The 22,966-nt window shown below is 66.8% G+C and carries 23 protein-coding genes and 1 pseudogene; 11 read left to right on the top strand and 13 right to left on the bottom strand.

All coding sequences use genetic code 11. The features are described 5' to 3' along the window. Positions 1–16 precede the first annotated feature (16 nt). Positions 17–241: a hypothetical protein gene (locus tag ILT43_RS04230; RefSeq protein ID WP_204195123.1), complete on the bottom strand. Its 225-nt coding sequence runs from the start codon at positions 239–241 to the stop codon at positions 17–19. A gap of 81 nt (positions 242–322) precedes the next feature. On the opposite strand from ILT43_RS04230, the gene ILT43_RS04225 reads away from it, so the two are divergent. The 8 genes and pseudogenes from ILT43_RS04225 (at position 323) to ILT43_RS04190 (ending at position 7,346) form a co-directional block, all read left to right on the top strand. Beyond that, on the top strand, positions 323–2,905 hold the full coding sequence (locus ILT43_RS04225) for a bifunctional [glutamine synthetase] adenylyltransferase/[glutamine synthetase]-adenylyl-L-tyrosine phosphorylase (protein ID WP_204195121.1): 2,583 nt from the start codon (positions 323–325) through the stop codon (positions 2,903–2,905). After that, positions 2,902–3,348, top strand: coding sequence for a peroxiredoxin (locus tag ILT43_RS04220; RefSeq protein ID WP_204195118.1), 447 nt, complete (start codon positions 2,902–2,904; stop codon positions 3,346–3,348). The genes ILT43_RS04225 and ILT43_RS04220 overlap by 4 nt, the downstream gene beginning before the upstream one ends. Next, on the top strand, positions 3,348–4,142 hold the full coding sequence (locus ILT43_RS04215) for a ferritin-like domain-containing protein (RefSeq protein WP_204195112.1): 795 nt from the start codon (positions 3,348–3,350) through the stop codon (positions 4,140–4,142). The genes ILT43_RS04220 and ILT43_RS04215 overlap by 1 nt, the downstream gene beginning before the upstream one ends. 206 nt (positions 4,143–4,348) lie before the next feature. Beyond that, positions 4,349–4,954, top strand: a pseudogene (locus tag ILT43_RS04210) (M23 family metallopeptidase); the annotation flags it as partial. A 39-nt stretch (positions 4,955–4,993) separates the two neighbouring features. Next, a complete protein-coding gene (locus tag ILT43_RS04205; RefSeq protein ID WP_204195092.1) occupies positions 4,994–5,362 on the top strand; it encodes a HesB/IscA family protein in 369 nt (122 codons plus the stop codon). A 5-nt stretch (positions 5,363–5,367) separates the two neighbouring features. Further along, on the top strand, positions 5,368–6,138 hold the full coding sequence (gene xth / locus ILT43_RS04200; protein WP_204195091.1) for an exodeoxyribonuclease III: 771 nt from the start codon (positions 5,368–5,370) through the stop codon (positions 6,136–6,138). Beyond that, on the top strand, positions 6,135–6,929 hold the full coding sequence (locus ILT43_RS04195) for a transporter (protein ID WP_204195090.1): 795 nt from the start codon (positions 6,135–6,137) through the stop codon (positions 6,927–6,929). The genes xth and ILT43_RS04195 overlap by 4 nt, the downstream gene beginning before the upstream one ends. A 171-nt stretch (positions 6,930–7,100) precedes the next feature. After that, positions 7,101–7,346, top strand: a complete 246-nt coding sequence (locus ILT43_RS04190; protein WP_204195089.1) for a hypothetical protein — start codon at positions 7,101–7,103, stop codon at positions 7,344–7,346. Positions 7,347–7,394: 48 nt separating this feature from the next. Here the strand turns inward: ILT43_RS04190 and ILT43_RS04185 are convergent, their stop codons facing one another. Continuing rightward, entirely contained in the window at positions 7,395–8,546 is a 1,152-nt protein-coding gene (locus tag ILT43_RS04185; protein WP_204195088.1) for a hypothetical protein, read from the bottom strand. A 116-nt stretch (positions 8,547–8,662) separates the two neighbouring features. Between ILT43_RS04185 and ILT43_RS04180 the strand changes: the two genes are divergently transcribed. Next, positions 8,663–9,745, top strand: a complete 1,083-nt coding sequence (locus ILT43_RS04180; RefSeq protein WP_425530289.1) for a fatty acid desaturase family protein — start codon at positions 8,663–8,665, stop codon at positions 9,743–9,745. 7 nt (positions 9,746–9,752) lie between these two features. On the opposite strand, the gene ILT43_RS04175 is transcribed toward ILT43_RS04180, so the two are convergent. From ILT43_RS04175 to proB, 8 genes are all read right to left on the bottom strand, one after another. Beyond that, positions 9,753–10,133, bottom strand: a complete 381-nt coding sequence (locus ILT43_RS04175) for a hypothetical protein (RefSeq protein WP_204195086.1) — start codon at positions 10,131–10,133, stop codon at positions 9,753–9,755. Between the two features lie 57 nt (positions 10,134–10,190). Then, on the bottom strand, positions 10,191–11,246 hold the full coding sequence (gene lptG / locus ILT43_RS04170; RefSeq protein WP_204195085.1) for an LPS export ABC transporter permease LptG: 1,056 nt from the start codon (positions 11,244–11,246) through the stop codon (positions 10,191–10,193). 41 nt (positions 11,247–11,287) lie between these two features. Continuing rightward, a complete protein-coding gene (gene lptF / locus ILT43_RS04165; protein WP_204195084.1) occupies positions 11,288–12,484 on the bottom strand; it encodes an LPS export ABC transporter permease LptF in 1,197 nt (398 codons plus the stop codon). A gap of 105 nt (positions 12,485–12,589) precedes the next feature. Beyond that, positions 12,590–14,545, bottom strand: coding sequence for an ATP-binding protein (locus ILT43_RS04160; protein ID WP_204195083.1), 1,956 nt, complete (start codon positions 14,543–14,545; stop codon positions 12,590–12,592). A gap of 34 nt (positions 14,546–14,579) precedes the next feature. Continuing rightward, positions 14,580–15,836: a serine palmitoyltransferase gene (spt, locus tag ILT43_RS04155; protein WP_204195082.1), complete on the bottom strand. Its 1,257-nt coding sequence runs from the start codon at positions 15,834–15,836 to the stop codon at positions 14,580–14,582. Further along, on the bottom strand, positions 15,833–16,075 hold the full coding sequence (locus tag ILT43_RS04150; protein WP_055842064.1) for an acyl carrier protein: 243 nt from the start codon (positions 16,073–16,075) through the stop codon (positions 15,833–15,835). The genes spt and ILT43_RS04150 overlap by 4 nt, the downstream gene beginning before the upstream one ends. Positions 16,076–16,112: 37 nt before the next feature. Further along, positions 16,113–16,997, bottom strand: coding sequence for an NAD(P)H-binding protein (locus ILT43_RS04145; protein WP_204195081.1), 885 nt, complete (start codon positions 16,995–16,997; stop codon positions 16,113–16,115). Between the two features lie 169 nt (positions 16,998–17,166). Beyond that, positions 17,167–18,270 (bottom strand): glutamate 5-kinase, encoded by a 1,104-nt coding sequence (proB, locus tag ILT43_RS04140; protein WP_204195080.1) that lies wholly within the window; start codon positions 18,268–18,270, stop codon positions 17,167–17,169. 212 nt (positions 18,271–18,482) lie between these two features. Between proB and ILT43_RS04135 the strand changes: the two genes are divergently transcribed. Beyond that, positions 18,483–18,767, top strand: a complete 285-nt coding sequence (locus ILT43_RS04135; RefSeq protein WP_204195079.1) for a PspC domain-containing protein — start codon at positions 18,483–18,485, stop codon at positions 18,765–18,767. Positions 18,768–18,771: 4 nt separating this feature from the next. Here ILT43_RS04135 and obgE read toward each other — a convergent pair whose 3' ends face one another. Both obgE and ILT43_RS04125 read right to left on the bottom strand, forming a co-directional pair. Continuing rightward, on the bottom strand, positions 18,772–19,818 hold the full coding sequence (obgE, locus tag ILT43_RS04130; RefSeq protein WP_204195078.1) for a GTPase ObgE: 1,047 nt from the start codon (positions 19,816–19,818) through the stop codon (positions 18,772–18,774). Positions 19,819–19,827: 9 nt separating this feature from the next. Next, positions 19,828–20,442, bottom strand: a complete 615-nt coding sequence (locus ILT43_RS04125; protein ID WP_204195077.1) for a TetR/AcrR family transcriptional regulator — start codon at positions 20,440–20,442, stop codon at positions 19,828–19,830. Between the two features lie 53 nt (positions 20,443–20,495). Between ILT43_RS04125 and ILT43_RS04120 the strand changes: the two genes are divergently transcribed. Continuing rightward, complete coding sequence (locus tag ILT43_RS04120) at positions 20,496–21,392, top strand: metal-dependent hydrolase (protein ID WP_425530283.1); 897 nt, start codon at positions 20,496–20,498, stop codon at positions 21,390–21,392. Positions 21,393–21,716: 324 nt separating this feature from the next. Here the strand turns inward: ILT43_RS04120 and metK are convergent, their stop codons facing one another. Next, positions 21,717–22,922 carry a methionine adenosyltransferase gene (gene metK, locus ILT43_RS04115; protein WP_204195075.1) on the bottom strand — a complete coding sequence of 402 codons (1,206 nt, stop codon included), beginning with the start codon at positions 22,920–22,922 and terminating at the stop codon, positions 21,717–21,719. Positions 22,923–22,966: the final 44 nt, after the last annotated feature.

Below are 22,966 nucleotides of genomic sequence, written 5' to 3'. Positions count from 1 at the left end.
GCTGCTGGCTCCGGTTTCAGGCGGTTTTAGCGCTGGATTGATCGAGCCGCTGGAGAAGGCGCCGCATGTCGTCCGGTAGGCTGCCCAGATTGCCGTATGCATCGCGCATCGCCATGCCGATGGCATCCGTCGCCCGCGGGGCCCGGACGATCTGGCCGTCGCCGTCGTCGATCGTCAGGATGGATGCCCAATTCATAAAATGCTCAACGAGACAGATCGTGTTTCGTTGCGGTTCAAGCACATGACGCCCTCGGGCGATCGCAGTGCGCTGATCGAAGCGATGGCGCGGGCAGAGCGTTTCTCCCCTTTTCTATCTCTGTTGATGCGGCGCGAGCCCGCGATCGTCGAAGCGGCTGCAGCGGGTTTGCTGTCCCTTCCGGCGCAGTCCGATGAAGACATGCCAACGGCGCGCCGGTTGCGGCTGGAGCGACGGGCTATTGCACTGAGCGTCGCGCTGGGGGACCTCGCCGGCTGGCTCGACCTGACGCAGGTCACCTCCGCCCTGACCGACTTCGCCGATCGCGCGCTGGACGAGGCGATCCGCGCGGCGATCGGCGAACGCTATCCCGGCGAAGAGCCACGCGGCTTTGCGGCGATTGCGCTGGGCAAACAAGGCTCGCGTGAGCTGAACTATTCGTCGGACATCGATCCGATCCTGATCTTCGACCCGCAAACCCTGCCACGCCGCGCCCGCGAGGAGCCGGAAGAGGCCGCGGTCCGCATCGCCAAGCGGGCGGTCGAACTGCTGCAGGCGCGCGATGGCGACGGCTATGTCCTGCGCGTCGACCTGCGCCTGCGGCCCTCGCCGGAAGCGACGCCGATCGCGCTGCCGGTGAACGGAGCTATCGCCTATTACGAAAGTCAGGCGCTGGCGTGGGAGCGCGCCGCCTTCATCCGTGCACGCGCGGCGGCCGGGGACCTCGCCTTGGGGCAGCGCTTCCTCGATGCGGTGCGGCCGTTCGTGTGGCGGCGGACGCTCGATTTCGGGGCGGTCGGCGAAATCCGCGACCTCTCGCGCCGCATTCGCGACCACCACGCGCAGGGTCAGCGGCTCGGACCCGGCTACGACCTCAAGCGCGGGCGCGGCGGCATTCGGGAGGTCGAATTCTATGCCCAGATCCACCAACTGATCCACGGCGGCCGCGATCGCGCGTTGCGGGCGCCCGCTACCCGCGACGCGCTGGAGGAACTCGCCATCGCGGGGTGGATCGACGTGGACGACGCCAGGGGGTTGGCGGACGCGTACACGCTGCTGCGGACGATCGAACACCGTGTGCAGATGATCGACGATCGCCAGACTCACGCGCTGCCGACCGGTGCCGCACTCGACGCGGTGGCGGGACTGCACGGGCTGGAAAACGGCGAGGCGCTGATCGCGTTGCTGCGAGAGCCGACCGAACGGGTGGGGCGGGTCTACGACGCGCTCGATGACGACAAGCGGGCAGGCGTGTCGCGCGACCCCGTGATGCTTGCCGACGAACTGGCGGCGGCGGGGTTCGCCGAGCCCGGCACGGCGGCACAGCGAATCGGTACATGGCGCGCCGGCACCTATGCGGCATTGCGCAGCGCGGCGGCGCGCGACGCGCTGGAGGCGGTGCTGCCGGTGCTGGTCGAGGCGTTGGGCCGCGCGCCCGAGCCGATGCGCGCGCTGACCCGGCTCGATGGCGTGCTGGAGAGGATGCCGAGCGCAATCAACGTCTTCCGTCTGCTGGAGGCGCGGCCCGGGCTGGCGGAACAACTCGCGATGATCCTCGCGCATGCCGCCCCGCTGGCCGACGAGCTCGCGCGGCAACCGGCGCTGATCGACGGCCTGATCGACGCCTCTGCGCTGGAAGAGGTCGGCACCGCCGACCGGTTGGCAGATCGGATGCGTGGCGGCGACGTCGCCGACTATCAGGCGCGACTGGATCATGTCCGTCGCGTCGTCGGTGAGGCGCGGTTCGCACTGGGCGCGCAGATCGTGCTCGGCGCGTCCGATCCGCTCGCTGTCGCCGCCGGCTATGCGCGGGTGGCGGAGGCGGCGGTGGCGGTGCTGGCCGAGGCGGCGCTGGCGGAGTTCCGTCACGCGCACGGCTGCCTCCCGGACAGCGAGTTCGTCATTCTCGCATTGGGCCGCCTCGGTGGCCAGGCGCTGACGCATGCGTCGGACCTCGACCTCGTTTATCTGTTCACCGGCGACTTCGCGGCGGAGTCCGACGGTGCCAAGCCGCTGGGCGCGACGCTCTATTACACGCGGCTGGCCAGCCGCGTGACGGCAGCGCTGTCGGTCGCGACGGCGGCGGGGCCACTCTACGATGTCGATACGCGCCTGCGGCCATCGGGCGCGCAGGGGCCGTTGGTCGTGACCGTCGACAGCTTCGCACGCTATCAGCGCGAGGAGGCGTGGACGTGGGAGCATATGGCGCTTGCGCGGGCGCGGGTCGTGTTCGGTTCATCCGAGGCACGCGCGGGGGTGTCCGCGATCATTGCCAACGTTCTTGCGGGTGATCGGCCGGTTCGCGATGTGGCCGACGAGGCGCGATCGATGCGGGCCGAAATGGCGAAGCATAAACCCGCCAAGGGCCCCCTCGACGCGAAGCTGCTGCCCGGAGGGCTGGTCGATCTGGAGTTCGCCGTCCACGTTCTGCAGCTTACGCACCGGACCGCGTTCGACCCGCATCTCGGCCGGGCGATCGACGCGCTCGCGGAGAAAGGGCTGGTGCCGCCGGAGACGCGCGCGTCCTACGACCTGCTCGCGCGCCTGCTGGTAACGATGCGCCTCGTAGCGCCCGATGCCGAGCCCCCGGCAGAGGCGACGCGGGCGCTGGTCGCGGCGGCGCTGCGGTTGCCCGATTGGGAGGCGGTGGTTGCCAGCCTCGATCATGCCCGGCAGGAGGTCGGGCGATTGTGGAACGGAGTGGCATGATGGACAGGATACCCGCGGTGACCGTCATCGGACCAGACGGCCCGATCGATCTCGCGGCGGTGGGCGCGCCGCTGGTCGTGTACTTCTACCCCAAGGACGACACGTCCGGCTGCACGCGCGAGGCGCAGGATTTCACCGCCGCCGCACCCGACTTCGCGGCGGCAGGAGTGCGCGTCATCGGTGTGTCGAAGGATAGCCCCGCCAGCCACGTGAAGTTTAGCGCCAAGCACGCGCTGGCGGTCGAACTCGCCAGCGACGAGGACGGCAGCGTCTGCGAGGCATTCGGCGTGTGGGGTGAGAAGAAGCTATACGGCAAGACGTATATGGGCATCGAGCGGGCGACGTTCCTGTTCGCCGCCGATGGCTCGCTGGTGCGCGACTGGCGCAAGGTGCGCGTACCCGGTCATGTCGAGGCGGTCTTGGAGGCCGCCCGCGCGCTGTAATGAACAGCGTTGCCGACGCCTGCCGCGATGTGCTCCTCGCCGCGGAGCCGCTCGAGAAAGTTCGTACGGCGCGGTCGGTGGCGCGCGCATGGCGGCGCGGGGCGCTCGATCATCGGTTCGACACGGCGATGCCCGAGGCCCCGGCGCGGCCTGCACTGCCCGAGCTGTTGCCACCCCATCGCATGCCCAAGCGGGGGCGGGGAGGATCGGAGCGGGGCCGGCTCGCACTGCTCCACGCTCTGGCGCATATCGAGTTCTCGGCGATCGATCTGGCATTCGACGTCGCGGGACGGTTCGGCGGTCAGTTCCCGCGCAGCTTCGTCGACGATTGGCTTTCGGTGGGGGCGGACGAGGCGATGCATTTCGCGATGCTCGACCGGCGGCTGAAGCAGTTTGGCTCGTTCTACGGCGATCTGCCGGCGCATGCTGGGCTGTGGGAAGCGGCGGCGGAGACGGCGCACGATGCCGCAGCCCGGCTGGCGGTGGTGCCGATGGTGCTGGAGGCGCGCGGGCTGGACGTCACGCCGGAGACGGTCGCGCGGTTCGACGCGGCGGGCGATGCGAAGAGCGGCCGCATCCTGCATCGCATCTACACCGACGAGATCAGGCACGTCGGATTCGGCGCGAAATGGTTCGGCTATCTCTGCGCGAATGCTGGAATTCTGCCCGCGCCACAGTGGCAAATGCTGGTCCGGAAGCATTTCCGCGGTCCGCTTAAGCCGCCGTTCAACGACTCGGCGCGCGCCTCTGCCGGTCTGACGCGGGACTTCTACGCGCCTCTTGCATCTGTCTGACCAATCCGGCCACACACGCTCAAGACTGAAGCGCGGTGGGGCTGCGGATCAGGATTGAGATGGACGAGCCGCCCGCGGCGATGCGGGACGGCGCTGATTTTTGGGGCTTGATGACCAACATTCGCTTCTCTGTCGCCGCCGCTGCCGCCGCGATGATCCTGGCTTCTCCGATCGCCGCGCAGGCCAAGACGGTCGCACAGGCACCCGCCGTTGGTGGCGAGTATATCCCGGCCAACAGCGCGGAGACGACCGCCGACCTGAAGGCCGACCAGCAGTTCCGCACGCTGTTCCAGACCTGGAAGAAGCTCGATACGGCGACGAACGGCGGACAGGGCGCGATTGCGATCCCCTCGGTGCAGCCCGTCACGAAGCTTCAGTTCACCAGCAATTTCGGTATCCGCTCGGACCCGTTCCGCGGCTCGGCGGCGATGCATGCCGGCGTCGACATTCCCGGTCCGGTCGGCACGCCGATCTACGCCACCGCCGATGGCATCATCGCCCACGCCGAGCGGCTCGGCGGCTACGGCAACATGGTCGAAATCAATCACGGCAAGGGCATCGCGACCCGCTACGGCCATTTGTCGAAGATCCTCGTCAGCGACGGCACCCGCGTCCAGCGCGGTCAGTTGATCGCGCTGATGGGCTCGACCGGCCGTTCGACCGGCCCGCACCTCCATTACGAGGTTCGCATCGACGGCCACGCCGTGAACCCGATCCCCTTCCTGACCACCGCCGACTATCTGCTCGCGTCGCAGGATCGCAGCGTTCACCAGATTCCGGTGTCGGTCGACGGACCTGCCGCTCAAGACTGACCGGTTGCCGCCGCGTCGACCGAAGCCTATCTGTCGCGCATGGCCACTCTCGCTTCTGACCCCACTATCGTCGACGTTGCTCCCGTCGATATCGCACTGACCCCCGCAGCCGCGGCGCGGGTGGCGGCGATCGCACAACGCCAGGATAAGCCGGCTGTGCTGCGCCTGTCCGTCGATGGCGGCGGCTGTTCGGGGTTCCAGTACAAGTTCGGCCTTGCTGACGCGCCAGACGTCAACGACACCGTTGCGGAGACGGACGGCGTGCGGCTGGTCGTGGACGAAATCAGTATCGATCTCGTGCGCGGTTGTTCGGTCGATTACGTGGAGTCGCTCGGAGGCGCGGCGTTTCGGGTCGAGAACCCGCAGGCGGCATCGGGCTGCGGCTGCGGCACCAGCTTCGCGATCTGATGCACTTGAAGATCGTCACCTACAACGTCAACGGCATCAAGGCTCGGCTGCCCCGCGTCGTCGAGTATTTGACCGAAGACCAGCCCGACATTGTCTGCGTTCAGGAACTCAAATCTAGCGACGAGACGTTCCCGCTGAAGGAGATCGAGGACGCCGGCTACGGTGCGCTTTGGCACGGCCAGAAGGCGTGGAACGGTGTCGCCGTGCTTGCCAAGGGAACGACGCCGGTCGAGCGGCAGCGCGGGCTGGAGGGCGAGCCGGAGGACGAGCATAGCCGCTATCTGGAATGCGAGGTTCACGACGTGATCGTCGCGTCGCTGTACCTTCCTAACGGCAACCCCCGACCCGGTCCGAAGTTCGATTACAAGCTGCGCTGGATGGAGCGACTCGCCCAGCGCGCGGCGGCGATCCTTGCGGAGGAGCGCCCGGCGGTGCTGGCGGGCGATTACAACGTCATCCCCAACGACGACGATACATATTCGGTGCGCGCGATGCAGGAGGATGCGTTGATGCAGCCGGAGAGCCGCGCCGCATACCGCAAGTTGTTGGCGCAGGGCTGGACCGACGCGCTGCGCACCCGCGAGCCAAAGGGTGGCGTGTGGACATTCTGGGATTATCAGGCGGGTGCGTGGCAACGCGATGCGGGGTTCCGGATCGATCACCTGCTGCTCAGTCCGCAGGCCGCGGATCGACTGGTCGGGGCTGGCGTCGACAAGGCGTATCGTGGGCGGGAAAAGGCGAGCGATCACGCGCCGACCTTCGTGACGTTGCGATGAAGCGGCTGGCCGCTGCCGCGCTGATGATGGCTCCCGCGGTGGCTTGGGCGCAGGACGAGCCGCGCTTTTGTCCGAACAGTCCCTCGCTCGAAAGCTCCGCCTGCACGACGGAGCCGGGTCGCGTCCATGTCGAGGCGACGCTGGGCGACTGGCAACTGGAGCGCAACGCAAATCAGCGGATCGACACGGTGTTGGCGGGCGACGTACTCGTTCGCGCCGGCGTCGGCCCGTCGACCGAGGTGCAGCTCGAATGGACGCCTTATGGTCATGTCCGCACTCGCGACCGTGCAACGGGCATGGTCGAGAAGCAGGCGAGGGTCGGCGACGTGACGCTGGGCGTTCGCCAGAACCTGCGCAATCCTGACGGGAAGGGCCTGTCCTTCGGCATCCAGCCCTCGGTCACGCTTCCGGTCGGTCGTTCGCCAGTCGGGGCGGGGGACTGGGCCGCGGGCGTGGTTCTACCCGTCACCTACGACCTGACGGACACAATCAACATCGGCACGACCGGTGAACTCGACGCGGCCGTCGATGAGGATGGTCATGGACGACATTTTCAGGGCAGCATGGTTGCCGCAGTGGCGATCGAGATCAGCGACGCCTTCTCCACGACGATCGAGGCGCAGGTGATGCGTGACGACGATCCCTCCGGCGCGACGACGCAGGCGGTGGCGGGATTGGGTTGCTTGTGGACGGTCGCCCCGCGCCGGGCCTTCTTTGCGGAAGCGGTCGGCGGGTTGAACCACGACGCGCCTGACGTACGGCTCTATGCGGGGATCGCCGCACTCTTTTAGGTCTACAGACGTTTTGCGCCAACAGTTGGTGAGAAACATCGTAGATCGGCGGCGCCTGGAAGTCCGCAGCACGCAACAACGGCGGAATTGCGTGGATTCGTGTTTGGCACGGCTAATGCAGTGTACCTCATGAAGCCGGAATGGACCGGCTCGCAAGAGGGAACCACCGCCATGCTGATCGCCATTCTCGCCTCCGCCGCCGCCACGATGACCGCACAGCCCTTCCCCGCCGCATCGACCTGGGGTGCCACGATGAACCAGCAGATGCTGCACACGGCACTGCGTGCGCCCGAGCGTCCCGTGACGAAGGGAACGACCTACTGTTTCCTCGACGATGTCACCGCCCGCGGCTCCGTGCGGAAGGTCTGCCGCAGCCGTCAGGCCTGGAACCGCCTGGGCCTCGACCCCGCGATCTGATCGTCCTGCTGAAACGCAGTGGCGGCAACCCCGGACGCGGGGCGGCCGCTACAGCGTCCGTTCGTAGACCTGATACACCTTGTTGATTTCGCAGTTGATTGTCGTCGCGATCGACCGCATCCCCTGATTGTCGTCGAGGATCCAGCCGATCTCGCCTCGGCTCGCGCCGTAATGCTTGATCGAGGCGCGGCGGATGTACTCGATCATCATGAAAGCCAGCTGGCTCGCCATCCGCGACGCCTGCAACTCCTTCACCACACCCATCAGCGGCACGCGCATCGTGCGGACCTGCGGTTTGCGCAACCACAGCAGCAGCTTCGCCCAGCCGAACGGCAGCAGCGATCCGTTGAGCGGCTTGATCGCCTCGTTCAGATCGGGAAGCGTAATCATGAACGCTACCGGTCGTCCGTCCAGTTCGGCGATGCGGATCAGGTCGTTGAACACGATCGGCTTCAACTTGACGCCGACATCCTTGATCTCGGGCGGCGTCAGCGGCACGAAACCCCAATTGTCGGACCATGCGTCGTTCAGGATCGCCAGGATCGTCGCGGCTTCCTCGTCGAACTTCGACTTGTCCACCTCGCGGATGCGGATGCGCTCGTTCTTCTCGCCCGACTTGATGATCCGCTGGACGATCGGAGGAAATTCTTTCGTGATGTCGAGGTCGTAGGTCAGCAACTGCTTGACGGGTGCATAGCCCGCCGCCTCGATCCAGCCGCGATATTCGGGCTTGGCATGGCCCATCATGATCGTCGGATCGTGATCATAGCCCTCGATCAACAGACCCGGCTCTTCCCAGATCGACATCGAGATCGGGCCCAGCGCCCGCGTCATACCCTGATCGCGCAGCCATTGTTCCGCACTGGCGAGCAACGCCCGGAACACGCTATCATCCTCCGCCTCCATCAGCCCCCATTGTCCGACGCCAGGTCCGAACCCCTGAGCAGGGTCCATCGTCAGCGCCAGCGTGTCGATGTGCGCGGAGATGCGGCCGACGATCTGGCCACTGTGTTCGGCGAGGAAAAGCTGCGCCTTGGCGTGGCTGAACCAGCCGTTCTTCGCCGGCGTGATGAGGCCCAGCGCCTCGTTCTTCAGCGGCGGCACCCAGTGCGGATCGTTCGCGTAGAGGCGGAACGGCAGGTCCACGAATGCCTTGCGATCCCGCTTGCTGTCGATCGGGCGGATGACGATATCACTCATGTTCGATCGTTTAACCGGCGCATCCGATCATGGCGAGTGAAGTTTCCGTCAGCGCTTTCGGTGCGCGCGACCTGTAAAGGTCATGCTGTCGCCACTATTTCGGTGTGATGGATACCCTGATGACGAGCATGACCCTGGATCGCGCCGCAACGGCGCCTGTTGCGGGCACGACGAGGATCGCCGACGACAAGGCGATGCTGCGCGCCGCGGCCGACCTGACGCGTGAATTGTCGCAGCCGAAGCCCGCCATTTATTGGGCGGACCTGGTCGCATCTGCAATGGTGGGTTACGGCGCGCTGGCCGTGGCGGTGACGGCATCGTCCACGGCGGTGGTCGTACTGGCGGGGATCGTCGCCATGCTGGGCCTGTACCGGGCGATGAGCTTCATCCACGAAGTCAGCCACATGAAGCATGGCAGCGTGCCGCATTTCCGGCTGGGCTGGAACCTGCTGGTCGGCATCCCGATGCTGATCCCGTCCTTCATGTATGAAGGCGTGCATAATCTGCATCACGCCAAGACGCGCTATGGCACGGTCGAGGACCCTGAGTATCTGCCGCTGGCTTTGATGAAACCGTGGACGCTGCCACTGTTCATCGTCGTATCGGCGCTGGCGCCGGTAGCGCTGCTGTTCCGGTATGCGATCCTGTCGCCGCTGTCGGTGGTGGTCCCGTCGCTGCGTCGGGCGATCGTCGAGCGTTATTCGGCGTTGGCGATCAATCCGCAGTTCCGCCGTCGCGCGCCGGAAGGTGCCGCCGCTATTTACTGGAACCGGATCGAGGCGGCGGCGAGCATTTGGGCGATCGCGCTGGTGGCGATGGTCGCAACGGGCGTCATCCCGCTGCGCGCGTTCGGCATCGCAATGCTGATCGCCTCGGCGGTCGCTGTGATCAATCAGGTGCGTACCCTGGTCGCGCATCTGTGGGAGAATGAGGGCGAGCCGATGAGCGTCACCGCCCAGTATCTCGACACCGTCAACGTGCCGCCGCCGTCGCTGCTGCCGGCCCTCTGGGCACCGGTCGGCCTCCGCTATCACGCGCTGCATCACCTCCTGCCGAGCGTGCCCTACCATGCGCTGGGCGAGGCGCACCGCCGGCTGACGGCGATTCTGGAAGCGGAATCGCCTTACCACGAGGCCAGCTATCCGGGCTTGCCGGGACTGGTGTGGAAGATCGGGCGATCGACAATGGGGCGTCGCTGACCGGCTGCTAGCCCGCGTGGCTTGTCGCCAAGGTTCTGGCCAACACCAGCCTCTTGGCGACTTCCTTCACGATAGCGTCTTCGAGCACATTCCGCTTCTCGGCCGGCATGGCTTTCAAGGCGTCCTCGGTGAGTTCCATGTCCTCCAGGATGTCGCGGCGCGCGCGCTCGGCGGGTGTCATCCTCGCTTCCTTCTCGAACGCCGTGAGCGCGTCGCGCAGTTTGTCGGACGGCATCGGCGGTGCCGAGGCATCGACGGTCCGAGGTGCGGACGCCTTTGTACCAGACGCCGCAGGCTTATCGTGCGGTAGCGCGAAAGCTCCGGCGGAACGCGGCAGCGACGGGGACGGCGCAACGATTGACAGGCTGGAGATCGACGACAGGCGCATGGTGCGGGCTCCGGCAGACGGACGGGATCCATCGATCTAGGACGTCGTGGTTAACACCTATTCCTCGGTGCGGAACAAGACCGCTTCGCCGATCAGCAGGAACAGCAGGAAAGGTGCCCAGGCCGCCAGGAACGGCGGATAGGCACCGAGGTTGCCCATCGCCAGCGCGAACTTGTCGGCGATGAAATAGGTGAAGCCCAGCGCCATGCCGATCACGGCGCGCACGAACAGCTTGCCCGATCGCGCTACGCCGAACGCCGCGACGCCGCCGAGCAGCGGCATCAGCACCGCCGACAACGGCCCCGACAATTTATGCCAGAGCGATCCCTCCAGCGCCTTGGTAGGTCTACCGGCGCCGGACAAATCCTTGATCGCGGCCTTCAACGCCCCCAGCGACAGCCCATCGGGATCGACCGTCGCCAGCGTGAACTGATCCGGGCGGGCGTCGCGACCGACGACGATCGAAGGGATACGGACCTGCTGCCCCGACGCCACGTCGAAGCGGAGCGCCGGGCCGATCCGCCAGCCGCCACCGGCCTGGAACCGGCCGATCGGCGCGCGGACGATCGCCGCCAGATTGCCGCCGGCGCGATCGTACAGCGTGACGTTGCGCAATACGGTATTCGCACCGCGCCCCTGCGTCTGTTCGACCTCGATCAAGTCGTCGCCGTCGCGCACCCACACGTTCGATCGGTCGCCGCGATCGATCGGCATCGGCCCGTAATTGACCTTCTGCCACTGGTTGAGCGTCGCGGTGGCGCGGCTGGCGATACGGTCGTTGAAGGCGAACGAGATGATGGCGACGCCGAAGCTGGCGAGCAGTAGCGGGGCCAGCACCTGATGCGCGGACAGCCCGGCGGCTTTCAGCGCGATGATCTCGCTGTTCTGGTTCATGGTCGCCAGCGTCAGGATCGTACCGAGCAGCACCGAGAAGGGCAGAACGAAGGCGATGATCTGCGGCGCGCGCAGCGAGACATAGGTCCACACCTGCGCCTGCCCGTTGCCCGGCACCTCCAAGATGTTGCCGGTTTCCGACAGCAGGTCGAGCGCTTGCAGGATCAGGACGATCGCCGCCATGATCGCGAAGGTGCGGACGAGGAACAGACGCGCCATGTACAAGGACACAGTGCGTGACGGGAAAAAACTCATCGCCTTCACGCCGGCATCTCCTCACGCCGGCGACCGGGCAGTCGGCGCAAGATCGCCTTGCCGAGCTTGCCGAAACCGCGTTCCAGTGCGCCGATCGGCTGCCCGCCGGGGACATAGGCGATCTGGTAGTACATCCAGAATACCAGCCCCGCGAACACGAGGAACGGTCCCCAAAGGGCGATCACCGGATCGACCCGGCCCAGCGCGCCGATGTCCGACGCATATTGGTTCACCTTGTGATAGGTTACGATCATCACGATCGACAGGAATACCCCGAGCGAAGACGACGACCGTTTCGGCGGGATCGCTAGCGCCAGCGCGAGCAATGGCAGCAGGAACATCGTCGCGACCTCGACGAGCCGAAAGTGGAATTCGGCCCGGCTCGACGCGCGCAATCCCTGATTGGTCGTAGCCTTCCCCAACTTGGCCAGTTCGGGCAGCGTGAATTCCAGGTTGCGGCCGCCGCGCTGCCGGAAATTCTCGAACTTCGGCAGGTTGATCGGCAGATCGTGGGCGGAGAAGGTCAGCACCCGCGGCACCTTGAACTCGGGCCGGTTGTGGACGAGCGTGCCGTTGGTCAGCCGGAAGATGATGACGTTCGGATCGTCGGTCGCCATGAAGCGGCCATGCTCCGCGGTCACGCCGATCCAGTCGTTCTTCGGCGTTTGGACGTGGACGAAGATGCCGCTCAGATCGCGCCCCTTGTCGCGGCTCTCCTCGATGCGCATCGTCATGCGGTCGCCGAGATGGGTGAACTCGCCGACCTTGATCGATGCGCCCAGCGCGCCGGTGCGCAGTTCGAACCGCAATCCTTCGTAATAATAACGAGCGATCGGCTGGACATAGCCGACGATCGCCAGATTAATCGCGGCCAGCAGGATCGCGAACATGTACGGCACGCGCAGCAGCCGGGTGTAGCTCATCCCGACACCGCGCATTACGTCGAGCTCCGACGTGGAGGACAGCCGCCGGAACGCGAGCAGGATGCCGAGCATCAGGCCGATCGGAATGCCGAGGCCCAGATACTCCGGCAGCAGGTTCGCGAGCATCCGCCAGACGACGCCGATCGGCCCACCCTGGGTCGCGACGAAGTCGAACAGCCGGCCGATGCGATCGAGGACCAGCAGCATCGACGCGATCGTCAGCGTCGCGAACAGCGGCACCGCGATCAGGCGCGCCATGTAGCGATCGATCGATTTCATCGGAGGGGAGGCTCGGTCAGCAAGATGGCGCGGGTATAGGCGCAGCAGCGCCAGCCTGTCAGGGGGGAAAATCCGGGTATCTGGCTGGCTTCGGTTAGAAGCGGGTCACTCTGCGGCGATCTGTTCCGGCGGCGGGGCGCTCCGCAGCATCGACGCGGCGATGGCGCGTTCCAGCCCGGCGAGCGTGAACGGCTTGCGCAGGACGTGATGCTCGCCGAACTCGGCTGCATTGGCCTCTCCCGCGAAGCCGGTGACGAACAGGACCGCGACGTGCGGGAACGCCTGCGCGAAGCCTGCCACCATTTCCGGTCCGGTCTGGCGCGGCATGAGGACATCGGAGATCACCAACTCGACATGGGGGTTGCGCGCGAGCAGTTCCGGGGCGGCAAGCGGGTCGCTGCACGACACCGTGCGGTGGCCGAGTTCCTCCAGCGCCCCCATCGTTGCCGCCAAAACGCGTGGATCGTCCTCGACGACGAGGATGTCGTATCCCTCGCGGTCGACGTTGGCCGGCATCGCCGCGGCGCGGGCGGGCGCTTTGGTCACGACGGTCGTGTCCCGTGGCAGATACAGCGTGACGGCGGTGCCCTCGCCGGGAGCGGTGTCGATCGTGATCTCGCCCGACTGGCTGCGCACGAACGCGAAGATCTGCGACAGGCCGAGCCCGGTGCCTTTGCCGGCTTCCTTGGTGGTGAAGAACGGCTCGAACACCCGGTCCGCAACCTCTGCGGTCATGCCACACCCATTGTCGCGGACTGCGACCGTAACGTAGTCGCCCGCCGCGCAAGCACCGACCTGCTCGGCGGCCAGCGACACCGCGCCGGTGACGATCGCAATGGTGCCGCGGCCGTCGACGGCGTCGCGTGCATTGACGGCCAGGTTGACGATGACGTTTTCGAGCTGGACCCGGTCGGCCCGCACCCGCCAATCCCCCGCATCGTTGCGCGTGACCAGCGTGACGCCGTCGCCCAGCGTACGATCGAGCAGGTCCGTCATGTCCTCGACCAGTTCGGCGGCCGCGATCGGTTCCGGCTTCAGCGCTTCCTCGCGGCTGAACGCCAGCAGCCGGCGCGTCAGGGCCGCGGCGCGGTCGGCGCCTTCTGCTGCGCTGTCCAGATGGCGTGCGGCGGCAGTCGGATCGGCGCGGACCGTGCGCTGCGCCAGCTCGATGCCGCCGATCACGACCGCCAGCATGTTGTTGAAATCGTGCGCGATTCCCCCGGTGAGCTGCCCCACCGCCTCCATCTTCTGGACTTGGCGCAGCTTCGCTTCCTGTTGGCGCAACTCGGCACTGGTCCGCGCCACCGCCTCCGCCAGCGCATCGGCATGCTCGCGCGCGGCGTCCGCGTCGGCACGGGCCAGCGCCCGCTCACCCACCGCGCGCAACGACAGCCAGCCGAGCAGGACCGCGCCGAGAACGATCAACAGGCCGAAGATCGCGAGCACGCCGGCGATGCGGCTGGAGCGTTCGACCGTGTCGGTGGCGGTGGCGACGCGCTGTTGCAGCAGCGAGCGCTCCCGCCCGATGATCGCATTCAGGTCGTGGTTGATCTCGTTGAGGGCCGGTGCCTTTCTGGCCTGATAGTAGCGCGCATAGGCCTGACTGTTGCGACCGTAACTGGTCGACAGCGCGGTGACCGACAGTTCCTTGCCACGCGCTTCATAGGCTTTGCGCAACTGCTCGATCGCCGGGCCCTGACCCGGATTGTCGTAGGTCAGCCGGTCGAGCCGGTCGATCTGTGACCCGGCGAGCAACCATTCGTCCCAGTAGATTTGCCCCTGGGACTTGTCGCCGGAGATCACGTAGCGCCCCAGCGACGCCTCCGCCCGCGCGATCGTCCCCGACAGCGTGCGGGCGAGGATCATGACGTCGTAGCTATGCGTCTGCAATTGGAGCGCCCGGTCACGCTCCCGATCCGCACCTCGAAGCGTGAGGACGAGCGCGATCAGCACCGCAGCGGCCAGCAGCGCCATCGCCCCGAGCGAGACGGTCTGCCACCGCGTGACGCCGCCCCGCGTCACGCCATCGTCGTGTTCACGCTCCACTTCGCTGACATACATCCATCGCCTCCGCCTGCAAAGCGGGCGACGTAGATCAGCCGATAACCCCCACGGCTCGTCCCGCGGCGCGGAACATCGTCAGAACCGTTGCGATCTGTTCGGCCGTATGCTCCGCGCAGATCGAGCAGCGCAGCAGGAACGTACCGGCGGGCGTCGCCGGCGGACGCGCGACGTTGACGTACAGTCCACCGTCGAGCAGCGCCTGCCAGATACCCACCGCCTGTTGCTGGTCCTCCAGGATCACCGCGACGATCGCGCTTTCGGGTGTTTCGGTGCCCAGCGTGAAGCCCATCGCCTTCAGCCCGCCGTGAAGTGCGCGGGCGTTTTCCCACAGCCGTGCACGCTTCTCGTGCGCGACCGCCAGCTTGCGGATCGACGTGGCGGCGGTCGCCACCACCGACGGCGGCAGGCTGGCGGTGAAGATGTACGGGCGGCAGGCGAGGCGGATCGCCTCGAACTTCGGGTGGTTCGACACGCAGAAGCCGCCGACCGTGCCGACCGATTTGGAGAAGGTGCCGACGATGAAATCGACGTCCAGCCCCTGATCCTCATACACACCGCGACCGTTCGGACCGAAAAAGCCCATCGAATGTGCTTCGTCGACCAGCACCATCGCGTCGTGCTTGCGGGCGACGGCGACCATCTCGCGCAGCGGCGCGATGTCGCCGAGCATCGAGTACACGCCCTCCAGCACCACCAGCTTGGCGGGCTCCTTCGGCAGGCGGCCGAGGCGCTTGTCCAAATCCTCGACCGAATTATGGCGGAAGCGGACGATCTCCGCATTACCCTGCGCACAGCCGTCGTAGATCGATGCGTGGCTGTCCGCGTCGAGGATCACATACTCGCCCTTGGTCGCGAGCGTGGAGATCATGCCGAGATTGGCCATGTACCCGGTCGAGAACACGATCGCGCCGGACATGTCGTAGAAGTCGCGCAGCGCCTGTTCGACATCGACATGGTCTTGGAACGTGCCGTTGAGCATGCGGCTGCCGTTGGTGCCCGATCCGAACCGATCCAGCGCGGTCTTGCCAGCGGCCACGACGTCGGGATCGAACGTCATGCCCATGTAATTGTACGTGCCGAGCAGGATCGTGTCGCGGCCGGCGATCACCGCCTCAGTCGGCGACTTGACCTGTTCCATGACGATCGCGAACGGATCGGTAACCCCCGTGTCGATCAGCGCCTTGCGCTCCGCGATCAGGCCATCGAACTTCGACATCAGGTCGCGCTGTGGCGCGATCGCCGGCGGATCGAGATCGAGCGTCTCGGACTGAAATCCTGTCTCGGTCATGCGCGCAGCTTCTGGACCGCATCGACCAGCTGGCCGATGGTCTCGATCTCGGCCTGCATGTTCATCGTGATGATGATGTCGAACTCGTCCTCGATCGCCGCGACGAAATCCATCACGGTCAGGCTGTCCCACTCCAGATCGCCCTGAAACGTGGTGGCATCGGTCAACGCCACGCCCTTTTTGTTGAAGGGTTCGATCTGTGCGGTGACGGTGTCGAAGATGCTCTGGCGGTCGCTCATTACGGTTCCTTGCCGGAAGAATACGGCGGACTTGCGGCTATAGCAGGGCGTGCGCCCGATACCACCGTGCGGTGTCGGCCAGCCCCTGCGGCGTCGGGATGGACGGTGTCCACAGCGCGGCGGGCGGCCGCTTCGCCGGATCGATCGTCCAGTCGGGGTGGCAGAGATAACCGACACGGTCCGCGGTCAGCCGCGCTTCATGGCCGCGCAGCAGCCGGTCGGCGCGTGCGGCCAGCGCCAGCGCGGCGCGGGGAAGGTGGATCGGCAGCACGCGCCGGCCGACCGCATCGCCGATCGCGCGCGCATAATCGGCATGCGTCCAGCCGGCGGTGCCGTCGTCCGCCTCGTAGATCGCTCTTGGAGCCTCGTGGGTGGCAAGCGTCAGCAACAGCCGCGCGAGGTCGTCGACCGCGATCAACGACACACGCCCGCGCGGCGGCAGCAGCGCGAGCCGGTGGCGGGCGAGTTTATACAGGTCGAGCTGGTCGAGGTCGCCCGGGCCATAGATGCCGGGCGGGCGGACGATCGTCCAGGGCAGGGGGCTCCCTTCGACCAGCTTCTCCGCCTCGGCTTTGGACCATCCGTAGTTGGATAGCTGTGGCTCGCGTGCGGCCAACGAGGAGACGTGGACGAAGCGTCCGACATGCGTGCTGGCGGCGAGTATGGCGCGCGTACCGTCAATGTTGCCGGCGGCGAACGCTTCGCGGGTCGGCACGTTGACCACACCGGCGACGTGCACGACCGCATCGGCTCCGGCGGTCAGGTCGACAGGATCGGACAGCGTGCCGTCGACCCACGTCACGCCGGCTCGGTCAGGCTGTGGCCGCCGGGTGAGCGCGCGGACGTGATGACCGGCCTCCAGCGCGTGGCGGATCAGGGTGCCGCCCACGAACCCCGTACCGCCGGTGATGGCGAGGATCACAGGGTGCGGCCCCGATGCTGGACCTGGCCGACTCCTGACGCGGCGTTCAGCCGCCATCCCAGCTCACCCCCGTCCGATGCCGCGATCCTAACTCGCTTCGGACGAAACGTTAAGGGCGCACTGATCTCCGGCCACCACCCGGCAGACTGCCTCAAGGCCGGCACTCGTTTCACAACATCGCCAGATGGCTGCGATGCACCAGCGCCGCCCGCGGTGCATAGCCCAGGATCGCCGCATGATCCTCGCTGCGACGACCGAGCAGCCGGCGCGCATCGGCGGCGTCGTACTCCGACAGCCCGCGCGCCAGCGGACCCGCCGGCCCGGCGATCGTGACGAGGTCACCGCGCGCGAACGCGCCCTCCACCGCGACCGCACCCGCCGCCAGCAGGCTGCCGCCGCCCGCTAGTGCCGTGCCGGCCCCGGCGTCGATGCGGATCGTGCCGGCCGCGGTCAGGCCACCCGCCAGCCAGGCCTTGCGGGCGGACGCGCTCCGCTCGGCAGCGAACAGCGTGTGGCGGCGCTCGCCCGACAGCGGGCGATCGACCCGGCCCGACGCGATCGCGAGCGGAATACCGGCAGCGGTGGCGATGCGGGCCGCGGCGATCTTCGATATCATGCCGCCCGATCCCATGCCGGAGCCGGAACCGGCATCGGCCATACCCGCGACATCCTCGATCCGCTCGACGCGGGGCACGTGACGGGCGGCCGGATTCGACTGTGGGTTAGCGTCGTAGAGCCCGTCGACATCCGACAGCAGCACGACGCCCTGCGCCGCCGCAGCCTGCGCGACGCGGGCGGCGAGCCGGTCATTGTCGCCGAACCGGATTTCCTCGGTCGCGACGCTGTCATTCTCGTTGACGACGGGCACCACGTTCAGCCCGAGCAGCCGTCCGAGCGTCGCCGCAGCATTCAGGTAACGGCGACGGTCCTCCAGATCGCCGAGCGTCACCAGCATCTGCGCGGCGGTCAGCCCGTGATTGCCGAGCAAATCCGCCCAGACCTGTGCCAGCGCGATTTGCCCAGTGGCGGCGGCGGCCTGCGCATCCTCCAGGCTGGCGCGACCACCCTTGCTCAACCCCAGCCGCCGTGCCCCGAGCGCGATCGCGCCGGACGAGACGATCGCGACCTGCTGCCCGGCAGCTTCACGCTCGGCGACATCGGCGACCAACGTCGCCAGCCAGTCGCGCCGCACTGAGCCGTCTGGATCGACGAGCAGCGCCGAGCCGACCTTGATGATCAGGCGCTGGCACGTGGTGGGCGGGAAGAGCGGCATGTACCCGTCTTATCGCCCGCCCGACGATCCGCCAATCGCCCGAAAGGCCTTGGCGAAATGCGCCAATCGCGCGGCGCAAGTTGCGGACACTTGGCGCTGAGATGGAGCGAGATGGAGGGGCGCGAGAAGCAAAGGCCCGCTTTTCCGCCAGTCCTGCAAATTGGCACGGCTCCTGCGAAGCGTCCGGTAACACACCGACAGGAGCCAGACCGATGACCGATCTCCCCGCCGCCCTGCCCGACACCGAGTGGAAGAACCTGTTCGGCGTGTGCGGCTGCATCGCCGAGGACTTCGGCTTCAACCCGCTGTGGTTGCGCCTCGCCTTCGCGGCACCGCTGATCTGGGCGCCGCTGGCGGTGCTCTCGACCTACGCAGCGCTCGGCGTGATCGTCCTCGCCTCGCGCCTGATCTTTCCGACCCGCAAGCGCGGCAAGGTCGTCGCCGCGGCACCGGTGATCGTGGCGCAGCCGGAACAGGAATTCCGGCTGGCCGCCTGATCGATCAGATCGGCGACCACTCCACCGCGTCTTCCTCGCCGTCGTCCGACACCGGCGAGTCGGCGGCGGGACCGACGGCTTCGAGCAACTGATCGAGCACCCAGTCGACCCCGACGCCGCTGGCGCCCGACAGCGGGATGACGTCCGCGCCGCTGGCGTCCGCCAGTTCCTTCGACATCACGTCGATCAGTTCGTCGTCGAGCATGTCGATCTTGTTCAGTCCGATGACGACCGGCTTTTCGGCCAGCCCCGCCCCGTAAGCTTCCAGCTCCTCGCGGACGATGCGGTAGCTTTCGGCGACATCGGTGTCGTTGGCGTCGACGAGGTGCAGCAGCACGCGGCACCGCTCGATATGCCCCAGGAAACGGTCGCCGATGCCCGCCCCGTCCGCCGCGCCTTCGATCAGGCCGGGAATGTCCGCGACGACGAACTCGCGCTGCTTGTGGCGGACTACGCCCAATTGAGGGCGTGTCGTGGTGAAGGCGTATTCCGCGACTTTCGCCTGCGCGTTGGTCACGGCGTTGATGAAGGTCGACTTGCCCGCATTGGGCAGCCCGACGAGACCGACATCGGCCAGCAGCTTCAGCCGCAGCCAGACATACGCTTCCTGCGAGGGCCAGCCGGTGCCGTGCTGGCGCGGGGTGCGATTGGTCGATGTCTTGTAGCTGGCGTTGCCGCGGCCGCCGTCGCCACCGCGGAAGAACACCTCGCGCTGACCGACCTTGGTGAAGTCGAGCAGCACCTCCTCGCGGTCCTCGGACAGCACCTGCGTACCGACCGGGACCTTGATGACGAGATCGTCGCCGCCGCCACCCGTGCGATTGCTGCCGCTGCCGCCACTACCGCGAGGAGCCCGGAAATGCTGGGTGTAACGGAAATCGATGAGCGTGTTCAGGCCGGCGACGGCCTCGAACACGATGTCGCCGCCCTTGCCGCCGTTGCCGCCGTCGGGACCACCATATTCGATGAACTTTTCGCGCCGGAAGCTGACGGCGCCGGGACCACCCGCGCCGGAACGGACGAAGATCTTGGCCTGATCGAGAAAATGCATCCGCCGCCCTTACGCGGGTTGCACGCTTTCGTCATCCCGTGCGGCTTCGGAGCCGAGCAAGGCCGCCAGCGCCAATTCCCGGGCACGGGTACGCGGCAGGCCCAGCGCGTCCGCCATCGGCTGGCCGAGCAGCGCATCGCCGAGCGCCAGCAGCACCAGTTGCAGCGTCTCCTCCGCGATCGGGCGGGTGCCGATGCCGGTCGCCTGACCCAGTTGATCGACGAGCCGGTGGATCGCGATCAGGATCGGGTCGAGCGCGTCCCGGTTGCCCGACAGGATCATCCAGCTTGCCAGTGCGCCCGCCCCCTCCTTGTCGAACGCGTCGAAGGTCAGGTCGACGATCGCGCGCGGGTCGCGCTGGCGGGCGCGGGCGGCAAGCACCGCCTCGCCAATCGTTGCGGTAATGTCCGCCGCCATGCGCTCCGCCAGCGCCTTCTGAAGTCCTGCGGCGGACCCGAAATGGTGCAACAGATTGGCGTGCGTGCGACCGACACGCCCCGCAACTGCCTTCAGCGTCACCGACTGTGGGCCGGTTTCGATCAGCAGCGCACGTGCGGCATCCAGCGCGACGCTGCGCGATTCGTCGGGGCTCAACCGCCGGCGCGGGAAGGGGGCGATTGACATGATCGGGAGGGTGCTTTATTTACATTCATGTAAGTAGAGGTCGAACCCCATCTTTGGAGAGTTTCGTGGCAAAGGCAAACTTGCGCGCGGCGATCACGCCCGCGGACCTGACGATCACGCCGCGCGACGTGCGGTTCGGGCGCGGCCATGTGATGAAGCGCTATTGGTTGAACGACGATCCGATCGCGACCGCGTTCTACAACGCGCTGTCCGTGACCTTCCCCAAGGGTGAGGCGTTCTTCGTCGAGAGTGTGCGCGCGTTTCGCGAGGGTGCCTCGCCGAAGCTGGCGGGCGAGATCCAGTCCTTCGTGAAGCAGGAGGTGATCCACAGCCGCGAGCATGTCGCGTTCAACCGCCATGTCGTCGATCAGGGCTATGACGTGTCGCTGCTGGAGCGGCATGTCGACGAGGCGCTGGCGCTGACCAAGGGGCGGCCGCTGATCGCCAATCTGGCGGCGACGATGGCGCTGGAGCATTTCACCGCGATGCTGGCGCACGAGCTGATCGCCAACCCCGCGCATCTGAGGGGCGGCGACGCGCAGGCGGCCGGCCTGTGGCGCTGGCACGCGGCGGAGGAGATCGAGCACAAGGGCGTCGCCTACGACACCTGGATGCACGCGACGAAGGACTGGACCCGGTTCAAGCGGTGGAAGGTCAAGTCGATCGTCATGCTGCTCACGACGCAGCGTTTCTTCCAGGGCCGTCGCAAGGGCATGCTGGAATTGCTGCGGCAGGATGGCCTGACCGGACCGAAGGTCTGGTGGCGGCTGTTCTGGTACGCGTTCGGCCGCCCCGGCATGGCCCGCAAGGTCGCCGGCGTCTGGTTCAGCTATTTCCTGCCGGGCTTCCATCCGTGGAAACACGACGACCGCGCCCTGATCGCGCTGGCGGAAAGCGAGTATGAGGACGCGCTGTTGCCGGGTGCCCGCAAGCTGGCGGTGGCGGCCTGAGGTCGGAAGGTTAGGCTAAGGTTAGTCCAATGCGGCTTTTCTGCGCCGCTTGAATCGGCACGTGCGAGTCATGGCGGACGGTTCAAGGAGCGGTATCGATCGCCTAAGATATAGCGGTCGGACCGTGTAGGACAGCCGTTTCGTGGAGCGGGCGAACCAACGACACAGCCACCGGTCGGAAGACCGGTGGCTGTGTCGTTGTCGAGGGGCGTTCGATCGGCCGAAGGAGACAGCCATGCGGGTGGTCGGATGGCAAGAAAAAGGGCCTCCCCGCTGCCGGGAAGGCCCTTGATCGTGTCTAGGGCCGACGCAGCGTTCGATGACTTAGGCGGCGACCGCCGCCTTGAGCGCGTCGACGAGGTCGGTCTTTTCCCACGTGAACAGGTCGCCCTCGGGATCGCGACCGAAGTGGCCATAGGCCGCCGTCTTCGAATAGATCGGGGCGTTCAGCTTCAGATGCTCGCGGATGCCCTTCGGCGTCAGGCGAACGAGCTTGGGCAGCGCGGTTTCCAGCGCGGCTTCCTCGACGGTGCCGGTGCCATGCAGGTCGACATAGACCGAAAGCGGCTCGGCGATGCCGATCGCGTAGCTGAGCTGGATCGTGCAGCGGCGCGCGAGCCCGGCGGCAACGACGTTCTTCGCGAGATAGCGCGCGACATAGGCGGCCGAACGATCGACCTTCGTCGGGTCCTTGCCGCTGAACGCACCGCCGCCGTGCGGCGCCGCGCCGCCGTACGTGTCGACGATGATCTTGCGACCGGTGACCCCGGCGTCGCCGTCGGGACCGCCAATCTCGAACAGGCCGGTCGGGTTGACGTAGATCTTGTCTTCGGCCGGCAGCCAGCCCTCGGGCAGGATCTCGGCGAACACGCCCTTGACGTAGTCGCGCAGCTTCGCCTGACCGGCGTCGTTCGACAGGTCGGCGCTATGCTGCGTCGAGACGACCAGCGCGGTGGCGCGGACGGGCAGCTCGTTCTCGTACTGCAGCGTCACCTGGCTCTTGGCGTCCGGCTCCAGGAAGGGCGCGGCACCCGAGTGGCGATCGGCGGCCATCTTCTCGAGGATCTTGTGGCTGTAATAGAGCGTCGCGGGCATCAGGCCCGGAGTCTCGTCGGTGGCGTAGCCGAACATGATGCCCTGATCACCGGCACCCTCGTCCTTGTTGCCGCTTTCGTCCACGCCCATCGCGATGTGCGCGGACTGCGGGTGGAGGTTGTTCTCGAAGCGGAAGGTCTGCCAATGGAAGCCCGACTGCTCGTAGCCGATCCGCTTGACGGTATCGCGGACGGTCTTCTCGATCTCGTCCTGCACGCCCTCGGCCCAGTTGCCGTCGGCGTCCATGATGCCCTTGCCGCGGATTTCACCCGCCAGCACGACGAGCTGCGTGGTGGTCAGCGTTTCGCACGCGACGCGCGCCTCGGGGTCCTTCGACAGGAACAGGTCGACGATCGAATCGCTGATCTGGTCTGCAACCTTGTCGGGGTGACCCTCGGAAACCGATTCGGACGTGAAGATGAACGAGCTGCGCATCGAGTGCCTCATAACGATATAAAGATAGCTTTATATGACGGTCC

The organism is Sphingomonas longa (assembly GCF_016892685.1).
In the GTDB taxonomy this organism is placed as follows: Bacteria; Pseudomonadota; Alphaproteobacteria; order Sphingomonadales; family Sphingomonadaceae; genus Sphingomonas; species Sphingomonas longa.
Note: the sequence above shows the minus strand (reverse complement) of the source record. Positions and strands in the feature narration are given on the sequence as shown.